This window comes from Rathayibacter sp. AY1F2, from assembly GCF_002930885.1.
Classification (GTDB): domain Bacteria; phylum Actinomycetota; class Actinomycetes; order Actinomycetales; family Microbacteriaceae; genus Rathayibacter.
The window spans coordinates 1-13,639 of the sequence record NZ_PSVG01000035.1; the positions used below are offsets into that span (position 1 = coordinate 1).

A 13,639-nucleotide genomic window follows, 5' to 3' on the forward strand; every position below is an offset into this window, starting at 1 on the left:
GCACCGCCCCGACCTGATCGGTGGGTTCTTGAGACGTGGAGCGGCGGTGAGCTGCGCAGCAGCGTCCAGCTCGACTGACGCTCGGGCAACGCGCCGGGGGCTCTACTGTGGCGGTGCGGTCGAGAAGTGGGGACTTCGCTGACGCCGCACGCGACAGACCGGCGGGGGGCCGCCGGTGTCGCCCTGCTCTCGGCCGCGACGCACAGCGCGGCAGAGAGCAGCACCCGCCGGCTCAGCAGCCCGCTGAACCATCCCCATATGGGACGGTGGGCTCGGGATCTCGTTTAGCCGAGCGAGAGCGAGATGCGACGATGAGCGCATGGACGAAGCGGCGACGGTCGAGCGCGCTGACCTGCTGTGGCAGGAGGGTCGCCGAGCGGCCGCTCTCGATCTCTTGCGAGGGCAAGTACGTCGCTCCCCCTCGGACACGATGGCCAGACTGGCGCTGATCGCGAAGTACCGCGAGCTCAGTGCCCCCGACCAAGCAGGACGCTGGGGTCTCGCTCTAGACGGCGAGACCTCGGACTTCGAACGAGACAGGGCCGCGCGCCTGCTGGCAGGGGCAGGCCTTCACGACCGCGATCTGCCCGACTTCCTCGCTCTGCCCTGCCGCGACCTTCCTCGGGAAGTCTTGCAATTGCTCCCTCTGGTCGAGCACTATCGCGGACAGTTCGATCAAAAGCCCCCCGATCAGGAGCCGCCGCCGAGTGACTGGCTCGAGTTCGCTGCGCTCGTGCTCTGGCTCTCCTCGGTCGGTCTAGCCGTCGTTGCCATGGTGATCGTCTGGGGCGGCGCGGCGTTCGGCACGCAGATGACCGCCTTCGCTCGATGGTCAGGTGTCGTCTGCGTCGGCATCGCCGCTCTCGGCTGCGTCGCCCAGGGCTGCTGGCTGTTGCGCTCAGGATCTCGAGCGCTTGGCTGGACCTGGCTCGTGCCAGCCGTGTTCGTTGCAACGGGACTCACCCTCCTCATCACGGCCGCGATCCAGAGCGGCGGGGAGCTTCTGTTTACCTGGGAGAAGTGAACCGAAGCGCTATGGAAAGAACGCCGTTACAAGTGACCGGCTGACCATCCCTTTACGGGACGGCTTCGCTCGATCACTTGGCAGCTCGACGGTCGCAGAGTTGGATGAGCGCATGCAGACGCTGATTCCTGACACCGACCGAGAGCCTTGGTCCGTCGTGGGGGCGGGCCGCACTAACGACGGTCCGCTCGATGAGGTGATTATCGCCATCGACCGAGGAGCGTCGGCGAGCCGCTTCTCGATCCGCACGATGCGACGCACCGGCACTCGCTTAGGACCTCGCGGCTCGGTCCACGGGACTGTCACGAACCCGATCGCGACGGCGAATATGGCCGTTGGCTGCCTCCTCTTTGAGGTGCTACCCACTGGTCTGGAGAACCACGAGGGGCTTGCAGCAATGGAGCAGGCAGAGGCACGAGCGGAAGAGTTGGCCCGCGACCGGAACGGCTGGGACGTCACTGCCCTCCCTCTCGACGGCATCGATTACGCACTGTTCACCCGCACCATTTCCGAGGGAACCGTCGCGCATGCCGACCTCGGCTGGGCCACCGTCGCCATGTGGAGTCGCGGCCCACTTCACGAGGGCCCCTTCCGACTGGCGGATGTCGAACCGGGCGATGATCTAAGCGTTCGCTGACCCATCACTTGCGGGACGCTCTCGGACGGCTCCGCGACGCGGTGGTCGTCGCTGCTAGCGTCCTCTCACGACCGAGAGCAGTGCTGCGGTTGATCAACCGGCGGGAGCTCGAATGCAGTTCAGCGTGATCCTCTTGTTCGTCATCGCCTGCGTCCCACTGGTGCTCGCGCCGGGACCATCCGTCGCGTTCATCCTCACGACGACCCTCAGCAGCGGACGTCGCGTAGCCATGAGCGCGGTCGGCGGCGTCGAACTCGGGTACGTAGCTCACGTCGTGGCCGCCGCTGCCGGGATCTCCGCGATTCTCGCCGCGAGCGCTGCGGCGTTCACCGCGGTGAAGATCGCGGGCGCCTGTTACCTCGTCTGGCTCGGCATCCACGCCTGGCGATCACGAGACCTGCGTCTGCTCGGAGAGCTCGGCGGGGCTGGCGGAGCGGCCCCCGCCTCCTCGGCGTTCCGGCGCGGACTCGTCATCGGCGTCCTCAACCCCAAGACCGCCGTCTTCTTCCTCTCCTTCCTCCCCCAGTTCGTCCGACCGGAGGCCGGCCCGACGTGGATGCAGATGACCGTCCTCGGCCTGCTGTTCGTCATCCTCGCCGCCGTACCCGACACGCTCTGGGCCCTCGGCGGAGGAGCGATCGCCCGACTGCTCCCCCGCACCCGTGTCCGCACCACCGAGCGCATCTCCGGGACCGTGTTCTTCGGTCTCGCCGGCTACTCCCTCACCGCCCGCCACTCCTGACGCCCGACCCCGTACCGCCAGCCCATCCCCATACGGGTACCTAGCCGCACAACACGGGGAGGCGTGGCTTGTTTCGTAGGCTGAGCGCATGAGGTCAGCACTTCGGAGCGCAGCCGGCGGCGCCGTCATGCTGATGGCCCTCGTCGGCGGTCTGGTCTCGCTCGGTGCCGGGTGGATCATTGATGGACGTGAGCCTCCAGCCGTTCAGTGCGAGAGCGGCCCGTACCCGCGAACAGGCGGACCGTTCCACGAAACGACCCGTATCACCGGATCGGTGACGATCTTGCCCCTCGGGGTGGATTGCACCTACGACGTCGACGGAGACGAGGTCGGCCCGCAGATTGTCCGGCACCCGAACATGCCCGCCACTGCAGGTTTCCTGGGCAGTGCGCTCACTTTCGCTGCTGGAGCAGCGCTCCTCGTCGTCCGGACCGGTCGGACAGGACCCGTCTCTGCCGACTGATGCGCCCGATCACGGCGACTCGCTCAGCCATCCCCCGCCGGGACGAACTATGAAGCGCCGGTCGGCACGGTCAGTACGGCGCCCATCACAGTGACTGCTGCGAGCAGGGCACCGACCGGGACGGCCCAACGAGGCCGGTAGGCGCCGATGATGAAGGTGCAGAAGGTCAAGAGCGCGCCCACTCCGACGAGTGCGAACCAGCAGGCGAGCGGCCACGCCGGCCCGGCGAGGCAGTCGATGGGCGGGTCGTGCACCTCGAGGAACGTGCTGCGGTAGTTGCCCGCGCAGTTGACGAAGATCAGCCAGTTCGTCACCGTGCCGAGCCCGGCGAGGACGACGGTGACGATGGCGCCGATGACACCGGTGAAGGCGAGGAGCGACGCGATCGTGTCGGACGCCTTCGCGTTGACCTGGCGGCTCATGGCCGGTCCTCACCGCCGCTCGTCCGCGATGAAGGAGGCTCCGGCTGAAGGGGTGTTCGGACGAGCCGTACAGCGACGGCCGGCTGAACGAGGGCTCCTGCCGCGAGGAGGAAGAATCCCCACCCCTCGAGAATCCCCATCGCCATGATCAGCACGGCGAGGCCAGTCGACACGCAAGCGCCGATCACGCCCATGACCACCGAAATGGTCACCGAACCGCGTCGGGCGTTGAGGACGAGCTGCGCGTCACGGCGCCGGTCACGATCGCGAAGTCGGATCGCCGGGATCGCGACGACAGCGAGCAGCAGTAGGAGAGAGAACCACGGGAACAGCTCCCACGGAAACGCATCACGAAACAGCAGAGCGCGCGAAGTCACAAGCAGAGCCTAAGGAAACAGGGGAACAACGGCCCACGACGGATCGCGCCCCAGGACGCCCATCGGGTAACCGGTCCGTGCCTCTCCTACGGGGAGTTTGCTGCGAGGCGAGCTGAACGGCAGGATCAGCGGATGGTGACCAAGCTCACTCGAATACTCATCGTGGGCGCACCGGCAGTGGTCGTTCTGGGAACGACGGCGGCCGTCGTCGCCTTCGTCAGCACCTCGGATGACCCGTACTACCCGCGAGAGGGTCTCAACACCGAGTACGCCGCAACGCTGGTGCAGGACCTCGCCGCCAACGACCCGCGGGCCGAGCTCATGACGCACTTTCCCGCGTCGAACCAAGACTCAGTGACCGAGCTGATCTCTGAGTGCGCGCCGGCCGCCCAAGCCGACGCCCGCCCCACGGTCTACTCGGACGTCGTTCCCGCCAACGCGAGGGTGATCCTCGATGCTCCCGGGCTCCCCCGATGCGACATGTACCTTTTCTGGTCCGAGAGCCAGGGCGAAGCGTGGGCGGTCCACCTCACAGATCCCTCACCGCAGGACCCGGTCGCGACACTCAGCACCACGCCGGGATCCTGAGACCGTCCACTGTGAAGTAGCGCTGCACCGCTGAGACGCGCGCCACGAAGCTATTACTTCATGCCAGACCAACCACGCGGTTCTTCGAGCGACGACGATCCGAGGTGTGAGGGTCAACATCGACGGCGAGCACTACCTACTTCTGCGGAGCGCCTTCTGGGCCGAGACATCGGACGTCATCGGCGTCTACGAGTCCGCGGAGCGGGCCCAAGAAGCAGCACAGAAAGCAGCGGGCGCTCCGCCCGCACCTGATCGGTGGGTGCTCGAGACGTGGAGCGGCAGCGAACTGCGCAGTAGCGTCCAGCTCGACTGACGCTCGGGCAGTGCGCGGGTGGCTCTACTGTGGCGGTGCGGTTGAGAAGTGGGGACTTCGCTGACGCCGCACGCGATAAACCGGCGGGGGCCGCCGATGTCGCCCGGCTCTCGGCCGAGGCGCACAGCGCGGCCGAGAGCAGCATCCGCCGGCTCACCGGCCCGCTGACCGATCCTCTAACGGGACGGCCTGAGGAGTCGACCCGAGGTGGCGATGCGGAAGAGCAGGGTTTAGCGATGGCGCACCCCGCTCCCGTGACTATGCGCTTCACTGGCATACGCTGCGTGCTCGCGCAGCCGAGCAAGGCGGGTCCTGCGCGCTGGGCAGGAAAACCGGTCACTCTCTACACTCGGGGCAACGGCAGGGAGGGGGCCCGATGGCAACTGCGCCCGATCCTGCCTCGGCGATCGCGCACGCAGGCTTGGCGGGTATCGCAGTCGGCGCCGTCGCCTTCGCCGGATCGCTCCTCGCCGTGCCGTTGCTGTACGCCGGATACGCCGGTCTGGCCGCGTTCGTCCTCCTGCCGCTCATCGCCACTGCGCTCCTGCTGATCGTGTCTCGGGCCGTCACGGGTCGCCTGCATGCCGGCGCAAATCTCGTGCTCGGTGCGCTGCTGACTCTTGCGACACTCGCCGCCGTGGTCACACCGCTCGTGACCGATGCCCCGCCGCTCCCGGCTCCCCTCCTCGCCACCCTTCCGCTGCTGCTCGGCGCCGTGGCGGCATTCGGGTCGCTCGTCGTCCATCCGGGTCGCGCCCGAATCGTTGGAGCCGTGGCGACCGTAGCCCTCCTCGCGACAGTGGCATCGCCCGTGGTGCAGACGGTGCTCGGGCGGTCCGCTGCCGCGCGCGCTTCACAGGAGGCGGAGTACGAAGCGCGGCTCGATTCGTCCGTCGTGCCGTTCGAGTCCGATCGGCTCACGACGACGGCCGTCGTCATCGGGCAGTACGAGTCCTCCATCCGGGCGTCGGAGGATCTTCTCGCGCGACAGGACACCGACTACCTTTCCGACCCGGGCGACATCACGATCCTCACGAGCCGCTTCAACCCGGAGTTCTCGCTCGAGAGCCAGGTCTGCAGCCTGTACACGAATCCCGAGCTGGCGGGGACAGCGGGGAACACCTGCGACCGTCGGGACGACGGCGTCTGGGTGCTCGAGGTGGACGGCTCCCCGATGCTCGCCCGACTCATCGACAACGCCGTGGTCTCCGTGGCAGGCGCGGACCAGGAGCGACTGGAGGAGTTGCTCGCCGCGGTGGTGCCGATGGAGCAGGACGAATACGAGCGCCGGCTCCGCCTCGCCTTCGAACGGGATCTGCGCGCATAGACACCCGTCGTACCGTCGACCACCTCATGCAGCGCCTGCCCCGAGTGCAAATACCGTCGCGACCCGTTACCAACTAGGAGAACCCGTGTTTCTAGCGTTCCTCGCCGGCGCTCCCGCCGTGATCGGGATCCTCTGGCTCGTCAATCTCTCAGGCGACGGGTCCGAAGAAAAGGTGCGGCGAGACACCTGCATCGGCGCCCTCGTCGTCAGCCTGCTGTTCGTCGGCGGAGCCGTCATCTACTGGTTCATGCCCGTGGATATGAGCAACGATGCTCAGGGCTCGTTCGGCGCTTCCGCCTTCGCCGTCGCTGCGCTGCTCGTCAGCGGCATCCTCGGCCTCCTCTTCACCCTCATCCTCTGGCTCACGATGCCAGGAGGGGCAGAGGCGGAGCGCGACTGACGCCCGGTCGTTGCTCGAACGACGATCCGATCGGGGAGGCGTTTACACCACTGGTCCCGAAGCGACCCCTCGGCAGGGTGCTGAGAATCGCGCCCTGCGTAGGCTGAGCGACAGTTCGACGGACGGAGCAGCACAAACCATGACAGACACGAACGCGATCGGTCGACTCTCGGCCGTGGCCGCTGCGACCGGGCTCGTTCTGGCCCTGGCTGGGTGCACGGCACCCCTCGATGGAACCGCCGTCGCCAGCCCCTCGGCGACGTCCGCCGCTCCCAGCCTTCCTACGAGCACTCCCACGGACGGTTCTGACGCGACGGACTCTCCCGCCGCCCAGTCGCTTCTGGAGCAGCTGCCAATCCGCACGTCATTCGAGAGCGTATCCGACGATGCGACCGGCGATCTGCTGATCGAGGAGCGAGAGGACGGGACGGTGTGGCTGTCCCTCAGCGGACTGAGCCTGACCGGAGCAGTGGAACCGCGGGTCCTTTTCACGAGCGCTCCGCTCGAGGACAACGACGGCGAGCTGAGGTTCCCTTCGGACGTCGGAAGCGAGGTCGGGTCACTGACAGCGGATGCCGACCAGGAACTGCAGATCACGGATCCCGAAACGATCGGCAGTATCGAGAGCATTCTGATCTTGGGCGTCGGTGATCCTGGCGTCCGAAACCTCGCAGCTGCCCGCGTCTCGCCCTCCAGTACGGGACAGTGACGCCGCAGCGCCGCGAACGGCAGGCATCGCCAGGCACCGGCACCGGCCTTCGAATGGAGAGCACACGCGTCGCGCTCCCCTACGAGGTGTCCCGCGATACAAGCAGTTCCCGCAAGAACGGGCAGCATCCACTCGACCCGACCCTTCGGCCGACGGAGCGCAACGGAGCGCCGGATGCCTGATCCCAGCGTGATCATCCTGGTGCCCTTAGCCATCATCTGGTTCTTCGTGACCTACTGGCCGATCATCTCCGTGGCGTTCGTCGTCCTCTTCGTCATCGTCGGATTCGTGGTCCTCATGCGCCGTGAGGCGCGACGCGGCGACAGCTAGGAACTGCACGACGCTCTCGAAGACGTCGCTACGGTCGAGGTGTGAACAGCGCAACGATCGGTCTGACCGGCGTCATCATCGGCGCCGTGACCTCCCTTGTGGCCTCAGTGGTGGTGCCGTGGATCCGCGACGAGCTGGACAGGCGTCGATCGACGCGCGAGCGGACCGCAGCGGAGCGCCGACAGTGGCTCATGGCTGCCCTTTCCGCGCTTGTCGAATACCGACAGGCAAGCGGGTCACGGGCAGCAGCCGCCGCGGATCCCGGCGCTCCCGGTGCCGCGCAGGCGAGGTTCTCGAACGCTCTCAACGAGCTCACCGTGCGACTGACTCCAGACGAACAACCGATCCTTGATGTGCTCATGGCGATCTTCGCGATGGTGCAGCAGCCTCGACGCGGGATAGAGAACATGGTGGGCGAGGCCATGTCCGTTCTCACGCTGTGGGCTCGAGGCGACGTCGAGACGTCGGCCGTGATTCGCGAAGTGGAGCAGCGCGCCGGCGTCACCTTCTCGGAGGACCGCCGCGGCGTCACCCCCACGGCGTCGCCCTCCTCTTCGTAGGCTGAGCGCATGTGCGGTCGGTTCGTCGTCAAGGACTCCACGGCGGCCCTGCTGCCGGATCTCGTCTCGGCCAACTTCGGGGGTCTGCGCCCGAACTACAACGTGGCGCCGACGTCGCCGGTGACCGTCGTGCGTGAGCGCGACGGAGAGCGGTCGGCACCGACCGTGCATTGGGGGTTCGTGCCGGTGTGGGCGAAGGACTTCAAGAAGCAGCGGCCGCAGCCGATCAACGCGCGGATCGAGACGGTCGCGAGCTCGCCCATGTTCCGGAAGGCGTTCGCGACGTCGCGGGTGCTGATCCCGGCGGCCGGCTACTACGAGTGGACGGTCACCGAGACGGGGAAGCAGCCGCACTTCATCTACGAGCCCGACGCGGCCCTCGCGATGGCGGGCATTGTCTCGGCCTGGCCGGACCCGTCGAATGCGGAGGACGATCCGGAGAAGTGGCGGCTGTCGACGGCGATCATCACCCGCGACTCGCATGTGGCGCCGGGTGAGGTTCACGACCGGATGCCGGCGTGCATCACGCCGGACGGTTACGACGACTGGCTCGGCGGGCACCTCGACGTCGACGCGCCGATGCAGCTCCTTGACCGGGAGTCGTTCGCGGTCGCGCACGACCTCGAGCACTACGAGGTGTCCCGCGACGTGAACAGCGTCCGCAACAACGGACCGCACCTACTCGACCCGCTCCCTCAGCAAGTCAGCGACCTGTCGAATGCGAGCCGTCCGTCATGACCGGCTGGCTCATCGCACTCAACGTGTACGCCGTAGGGGCGAGCGTCTGGGGGCTGATACGACTCGCCGTAGGCGCGCAGAAGGAGGCGCGCCGGATCGATCTGGAGGCCAACGATCCGGTTGACCCCGCTGCAGTGTCTGAGTTTTTTCCCATCGAGCTGATTCAGGAGCTGCGCGGCGCTGACGCCCTCCTCGACTCCGTGAAGAGAGCGGCGACGTCGGGCCCTGCGATCGCATGGCGGGACGTGCTCATTCTCGGTTCTGCTGTCGTGGCCGGAGGAGCCGCGAACATCATTCCTCTGGTATGGACAGTCGACCCGCTGTTCGGATAGTCGATCCAAGCCGCGCGGCAACTGTCTGTGGGCAGTACGCCCGCAAGAGGTACCTCATACGGGACGATGGCGGACAGAGCTCTCCTGCACCCAGCAGGTCTGTGCTTTTTCGGGCTAGCGGCTGGGCCGGCGACTACTTCGCCGGGCCGTGAAGGATGGAGGTCAGCCGGTCTGCGGGCGCATCGCTCGGGCCGAGGAGCGTGATGTAGATCAGGACCGCGCAGAGCACGGTCACGACCAGGATCACGAAGACTCCGGCACGGATGAGCGCCGCGGCGGCGGGCTTGTCCTTCTTCAGCCACCCGAGCAGCAGGTTCAGGTCAATCACAAGGACCTCCACTGGGTGCGAGCGCGCGGGCGCGCTCTGTTGTGGTCGCGCTGGGGGCGCGACGATCCCTGCACCGCCAAGAGGGGTGCAAGGAAGGAGGGGGCCAGGAGAGCGGGGTCTGCTCAATCCGGGCATGAAAAAAGCCGGCACGAGGGCCGGCGGGCAGAGAACTGGAAGGCGGGTTCAGTTTACGCGACAGGCGCGGGCAGAGTTCTTCCGATTCGGACTCAGCTTAGGCGTTCGATCGCAACTGGCCTAGGAAGCGCGAAAGCCGGCACGAGGGCCGGCAGGCATGGCTGTTCCATCCGGGGTCAGTCTACCTTTTCGACCCCGCTAGCGGAGCAGCTGGACGGGGACACCGGCGGCGACGTCCTCCCCCTCGATGGTGGCGAAACCCGTGACGGAGCGGATCGTGTCGACGCCGAGTGAGGAGTCCGGGAACCGGGCGACGAGGGAGGCGCCGCGGTCGGTGACGTGGGTGGCGTCGTAGTTGGTTTGGGTGGCGTTCTCGAACTCGAAGACGAACGCCTTCGTCTCCTCGTCGGAGAGGCGGACGCCGAAGTGCTTCACCGTGGCGCCGTCGGCGCCGGTGAGCTCGATGCCGTAGGTGAACCATCCCACCGACTGTGGCAGCTCGAGCGGATCGCCCAGGGTGAAGGTCGCGGTGATCCCGGAGGGCTCGGCGGCTACGTGAACGGCCAGCAGCTCGCGGGGCGTCGGGGTGCTCATGCGCTCACCCTAGAACCGCCTCGGCCCCGTGGACACGTCCAGGGTCCGGTGGGAGGGTGGGCGCATGTCGAAGCCTCGGACCAAGCTCGCGCGTGCTGCGCTGATCAGCAACGGCATGGTGTGGTTCGGGCTGTCGTTCATGCTCTTCGCGATCGCCGGTGAGCAGACTTACGCGGCGTTCACCGGTGAGTGGTTCAACGTGCTCGGCTGGTTCCTGCTCGTCGCGGTGGCGATCGGTCTGGCCATCGTCGGAGTGATCGAGAATCGGAACATCCGGGCGGGGAAGAAGTACAAGCCGCGCCCTCGCCGCTGATCGCTACTCGGTCGCAGCCTCGCCGGACACTACGGTGCGGGCGCGCTCGATGTAGCTGAGGCCGGCGGCGCGTAGCGCGTCGACCGTCATCTTGCGCTCCTCCCTGGGGGCTCCGATGACGGGCAGGGGCGTGGTGCGCAGGGCGACGTTGCGCAGGTCGTGCGCGAGGTCTTCGTCGTAGATTCCGGTGTCGCGGTCAGCGAAGTCCACGATCTTGATGCCGGTCGTGAGTCCTCGGGTGGTGAGGGTGTCGCGGACGACGGTGAGGTAGGCGTCTTGGTACGCGGCGACGTCGCGGTCCCAAACCTCGGTGATGGCGCGGGAGAGCCGTTCCGTCGCGCGGTACAGGTCGTACCGGGGGTCGCCTGCGTCCTTGGCGCGGTTGAGGACCGCGTGGTGGATCTCTCCGAGCTGCTCGTACTGCTCGGTGCTCAGGGAGCCGGCGGTGGACATTTCGGCGGCGAACGCTGCGATCCGGGCTGTCTCTTCGGCGGTGGTGTGTTCTTGCGTCATCGCCGCCGTGTCGACGTCGGTGCTGGCGAAGAGGTCGATCTGGTCTTGATCGGCGAGGGCGAGGAGCCCGAAGTCCTCCAGGTCGGATTCTGCTGAGACGACGACGCTGACGGGAGTGGTGCGCCATTTGAGGGTCCGGTGGCCGCGAGCGTCTTCCTGGGCGAAGTGCTGCTCGAGCATCGCGGGGAAGCAGCCGCAGTCCTCGTGCTCGTCGTGGTGGTGGCCGATGCAGCGGTCGTCGGCGCAGCCGCATTCGTCGCCGGCCCACTCCGCGGCGGAGGGCGAGCCGTGCTCGCGCGCCCATTCGTCAGGGTCGATTTCCTGGGCGCGGAGGGTGCTGATCACGTCGGGGTAGAGCTTCATCGTGGGTGTCCTGTCTGATGAGGCGCGACGACCGGCGGTCGCGACGGGTGCGAGCGCGTCCATCGTCGCATCCGGCCATGACACTGGCTGTGCTGCTGTGGTTCGAGGCCCTGGGGTCGAGGGGATTCTCCCTCCCCTGTGGGCCGGCCCGGTCGGGGCCGGGGCGTTACGCGTCAGATCTGGCCGGAGCGGTGTGAGAGCGGATGGCATAGACGAGGCCGCCGATGATCAGCCCCAACGACACGATCAGCAGCGCTGTGAGGAACCAGCTCGGGTTGATTACGGCGAGTACGTCACCGGAGCCCAATCGCTCATAAGTGCACCTGAGGCCGAGCGGCCACAATGAAGCGCCTGCCAGGGTCTCCGTTTCCACGCCGGGAAAGAGAACGCCATACCAGGCGTAACAGGTCTCGGTGCCGTTTCTGACCTGGCCGTAGAGCTCGAAGAACAAGACCAGGAGCCCAGCGACTCCGGCTCCGATCGACACTTTCGGTCCGGTCGTCACGAAGGGTGCCCCTCTGCCATCACTGCGGTTTTCGCGTCCGTAGCCTAGCCACCGGTGAGAGCACAGGCAGGACGCGGGCTCTCGACGGGGGGTCGAGGGGGTTCTCCCCCTCGTGCGGGCCGGCCCGCTTAGGGTCGGCCCGCGCACGCGCTCAGAGGGTGAGCGTGTGGAGGATCAGGGTCGTGGAGCCGATGGGCTTTCCGAAGTCGGTGTAGTCGAGGGTCGCGCGGCGGTTGCTGATGAGGTCAAGGGCGATCAGTTCCTCCTCGGACTCGTCGGTCATGTCGCCGGGCTCCTCGTCCCATTCGCGCAGCACCTGCCGGTCGGCGTCGAGGACTTTCCACAGTCCCCAGACGTGGGCGATGGGGCCGGTCGTCTCGTATGTGAAGACGAGGGCGGTCGCGGTGGGCCAGCCGTAGGCGGCCGCGGCGACGATCAGCGCTCGCGCTGCGGCGGCGGTCGCGTCGGCGTCGCCGGTCGCGGCCGCGGCGTCGACGGCGACCTCGGCTGCTCGCAGCGTCGGGTCCTCCTGGTACGGGTCGAATCGGTGGGCGGGGCGGGGTGCGGTGGTCGTGGTGGTCATGGTCGGGCCTTCCTGTGCAGCAGTGGGAGAAGAGGAGGGGCGGGACCGGCGCGAGCCGGTCCCGCCGGGTGGGCTAGCTGAGCCCTGCGGCGTCGGCGGGGGTGCTGTCGCCGGTGACGACCTGCTCGACCGGGGAGAGCGCGTATCCCCAGGCCGCGAGCTGGCGGAAGTGCTCGGCAGTGCGCTCGTCGCCGCGGCGCCAGGACTCCTTGCTCGTGTGCGCCTCCTGGCCTCCGAGTACGACGGCCAGCGCGACCAGGCGGGCCTTCGCGGGGTTCGCCTCGACCAGCGCTGCGAGGGCGTCGGCGCGATAGCCGGAGGGCCGCTCGATGCGCAGCAGCGCGTGCGCGAGGTCGCTGCCGCCCGTCATCCCGGAGGACACCGCGAACCGGTGAGCGGTGAGTCCGAGAGCGATGACGCGATCCGCGTCCTTGGGGAGGGTCTTGCGAGCGAGGAACGTCGCGATCCACTCGCGGCGCACCTTCTCGGCCGCCTTCCACGCCTTGTTGTTGGCGATGAGCACCTTCCGCTCCGCGGACTTCTCGGCCCGCTCCTCCTCGGCCTCCTCCTCGGTCTGCGGCTGCTCGGGGGCTCCGTAGGCGTAGGTGAATCCGGCGGCGGTCGGGTCCTGAACCAGGAGCATGACCTCGACCTCACCGCGCCAGCTGGTGTCGATGAGCACTCCGCGGCCGGGAGCGGCCGCGACCTGCTCGGGGGTGACGCTCTTCCCGTCCTCGCCGCGCAGCTGCCGCACCGGCGTCCACGTCGCTGCGTCGCCGTAGGCGTCGGAACGGGTGAGGATCTGGAAGCCGTTGCCGGTGTACTCGGCGGCGGTCGCCGCGAGGAGCCCCTGGTGCGCGGCCTCGTCGCGGAGGGTCTGCGCGGTGTGCTCGAACTGCGCCGGGTCGTGGGTGGCGACCTCGATCAGGGTCGCGCGGGCGTCGGCGTCGTCCTCGAACTCCAACAGCACCGCCGCCTGGTCCAGGGTCAGCTCGTGCTCGTGCAGAACGGACGTGACGGTCGCGGACTCCGCGACCGCGAGCCCCTTCTTCACCGCGTCGGTCTTGGTGCCGGTGCGCTTGGCGATCGCTGCAGCGGACACGCCCTCGAACGCGAGCTGCGCCCACGCGGCGGTGCGGTCCGCGACCGAAAGCTCGGCGCGCTGGTCATTCTCGATGATCTGCTGAACGATCCGGTCCGCGGTCGTCTCGTCGCCCTCCACGACGTAGACCGGGATCGTGGGCACTCCGGCCTCGCGGGCGGCGAGGGTGCGGCGCTGTCCGGCGCGGACGATGACGTTGCCGTGCTCGTCGCGGCGGGCGAGGACCGGGGTGATGACGCCG

General features: G+C 67.8%; 21 protein-coding genes. 13 read left to right on the forward strand and 8 right to left on the reverse strand.

Going from position 1 to position 13,639, the window contains the following annotated elements; translation table 11 throughout:
- Positions 1-319: 319 nt before the first annotated feature.
- The 3 genes from C5C54_RS16830 to C5C54_RS16840 all read left to right on the forward strand — a co-directional run bounded on the left by C5C54_RS16830 (position 320) and on the right by C5C54_RS16840 (position 2,403).
- Positions 320-1,024 carry a tetratricopeptide repeat-containing protein gene (locus C5C54_RS16830; RefSeq protein WP_104288839.1) on the forward strand — a complete coding sequence of 235 codons (705 nt, stop codon included), beginning with the start codon at positions 320-322 and terminating at the stop codon, positions 1,022-1,024.
- Between the two features lie 112 nt (positions 1,025-1,136).
- On the forward strand, positions 1,137-1,661 hold the full coding sequence (locus tag C5C54_RS16835; protein WP_104288840.1) for a hypothetical protein: 525 nt from the start codon (positions 1,137-1,139) through the stop codon (positions 1,659-1,661).
- Between the two features lie 124 nt (positions 1,662-1,785).
- Complete coding sequence (locus C5C54_RS16840) at positions 1,786-2,403, forward strand: LysE family translocator (protein ID WP_181127925.1); 618 nt, start codon at positions 1,786-1,788, stop codon at positions 2,401-2,403.
- A gap of 510 nt (positions 2,404-2,913) precedes the next feature.
- Here C5C54_RS16840 and C5C54_RS16845 read toward each other — a convergent pair.
- On the reverse strand, positions 2,914-3,288 hold the full coding sequence (locus C5C54_RS16845) for a hypothetical protein (protein ID WP_104288841.1): 375 nt from the start codon (positions 3,286-3,288) through the stop codon (positions 2,914-2,916).
- Positions 3,285-3,665 (reverse strand): hypothetical protein, encoded by a 381-nt coding sequence (locus tag C5C54_RS16850; RefSeq protein ID WP_104288842.1) that lies wholly within the window; start codon positions 3,663-3,665, stop codon positions 3,285-3,287. The genes C5C54_RS16845 and C5C54_RS16850 overlap by 4 nt, the downstream gene beginning before the upstream one ends.
- A 132-nt stretch (positions 3,666-3,797) precedes the next feature.
- Here C5C54_RS16850 and C5C54_RS16855 point away from each other — a divergent pair, with 132 nt between their 5' ends.
- The 9 genes from C5C54_RS16855 (at position 3,798) to C5C54_RS16895 (ending at position 8,962) form a co-directional block, all read left to right on the forward strand.
- Positions 3,798-4,253, forward strand: coding sequence for a hypothetical protein (locus tag C5C54_RS16855; RefSeq protein ID WP_104248287.1), 456 nt, complete (start codon positions 3,798-3,800; stop codon positions 4,251-4,253).
- 106 nt (positions 4,254-4,359) lie between these two features.
- Positions 4,360-4,566 carry a hypothetical protein gene (locus C5C54_RS16860; protein ID WP_104248288.1) on the forward strand — a complete coding sequence of 69 codons (207 nt, stop codon included), beginning with the start codon at positions 4,360-4,362 and terminating at the stop codon, positions 4,564-4,566.
- Between the two features lie 421 nt (positions 4,567-4,987).
- On the forward strand, positions 4,988-5,893 hold the full coding sequence (locus C5C54_RS16870; protein WP_181127926.1) for a hypothetical protein: 906 nt from the start codon (positions 4,988-4,990) through the stop codon (positions 5,891-5,893).
- A gap of 85 nt (positions 5,894-5,978) precedes the next feature.
- Positions 5,979-6,293: a hypothetical protein gene (locus C5C54_RS16875; protein WP_104250073.1), complete on the forward strand. Its 315-nt coding sequence runs from the start codon at positions 5,979-5,981 to the stop codon at positions 6,291-6,293.
- Between the two features lie 139 nt (positions 6,294-6,432).
- Positions 6,433-7,002, forward strand: a complete 570-nt coding sequence (locus C5C54_RS16880; protein ID WP_104273455.1) for a hypothetical protein — start codon at positions 6,433-6,435, stop codon at positions 7,000-7,002.
- Between the two features lie 174 nt (positions 7,003-7,176).
- On the forward strand, positions 7,177-7,332 hold the full coding sequence (locus tag C5C54_RS18100) for a hypothetical protein (RefSeq protein ID WP_181069059.1): 156 nt from the start codon (positions 7,177-7,179) through the stop codon (positions 7,330-7,332).
- Positions 7,333-7,373: 41 nt separating this feature from the next.
- Entirely contained in the window at positions 7,374-7,892 is a 519-nt protein-coding gene (locus tag C5C54_RS16885) for a hypothetical protein (RefSeq protein ID WP_104273456.1), read from the forward strand.
- 9 nt (positions 7,893-7,901) lie between these two features.
- Positions 7,902-8,630: an SOS response-associated peptidase gene (locus C5C54_RS16890; RefSeq protein WP_104288843.1), complete on the forward strand. Its 729-nt coding sequence runs from the start codon at positions 7,902-7,904 to the stop codon at positions 8,628-8,630.
- Positions 8,627-8,962, forward strand: coding sequence for a hypothetical protein (locus C5C54_RS16895; RefSeq protein WP_104273458.1), 336 nt, complete (start codon positions 8,627-8,629; stop codon positions 8,960-8,962). Before C5C54_RS16890 ends, C5C54_RS16895 begins: the two co-directional genes overlap by 4 nt.
- 133 nt (positions 8,963-9,095) lie before the next feature.
- Here the strand turns inward: C5C54_RS16895 and C5C54_RS16900 are convergent, their stop codons facing one another.
- A complete protein-coding gene (locus C5C54_RS16900; protein ID WP_104273459.1) occupies positions 9,096-9,290 on the reverse strand; it encodes a hypothetical protein in 195 nt (64 codons plus the stop codon).
- A 333-nt stretch (positions 9,291-9,623) separates the two neighbouring features.
- Positions 9,624-10,019: a hypothetical protein gene (locus tag C5C54_RS16905; protein WP_104273460.1), complete on the reverse strand. Its 396-nt coding sequence runs from the start codon at positions 10,017-10,019 to the stop codon at positions 9,624-9,626.
- 64 nt (positions 10,020-10,083) lie between these two features.
- Here C5C54_RS16905 and C5C54_RS16910 point away from each other — a divergent pair, with 64 nt between their 5' ends.
- The gene (locus C5C54_RS16910; RefSeq protein ID WP_104273461.1) at positions 10,084-10,332 is read left to right on the forward strand and encodes a hypothetical protein; all 249 of its coding nucleotides are present in this window, start codon (positions 10,084-10,086) and stop codon (positions 10,330-10,332) included.
- A gap of 3 nt (positions 10,333-10,335) precedes the next feature.
- On the opposite strand, the gene C5C54_RS16915 is transcribed toward C5C54_RS16910, so the two are convergent.
- From C5C54_RS16915 to C5C54_RS16930, 4 genes are all read right to left on the reverse strand, one after another.
- On the reverse strand, positions 10,336-11,208 hold the full coding sequence (locus C5C54_RS16915) for a hypothetical protein (RefSeq protein ID WP_104273462.1): 873 nt from the start codon (positions 11,206-11,208) through the stop codon (positions 10,336-10,338).
- A gap of 166 nt (positions 11,209-11,374) precedes the next feature.
- Complete coding sequence (locus C5C54_RS16920) at positions 11,375-11,713, reverse strand: hypothetical protein (protein ID WP_146078890.1); 339 nt, start codon at positions 11,711-11,713, stop codon at positions 11,375-11,377.
- A 151-nt stretch (positions 11,714-11,864) separates the two neighbouring features.
- The gene (locus C5C54_RS16925) at positions 11,865-12,296 is read right to left on the reverse strand and encodes a hypothetical protein (RefSeq protein WP_104273954.1); all 432 of its coding nucleotides are present in this window, start codon (positions 12,294-12,296) and stop codon (positions 11,865-11,867) included.
- Between the two features lie 73 nt (positions 12,297-12,369).
- Positions 12,370-13,639, reverse strand: a 1,270-nt coding sequence (locus C5C54_RS16930; protein WP_104288844.1) for a ParB N-terminal domain-containing protein, incomplete at its 5' end; no start/stop codon positions are given.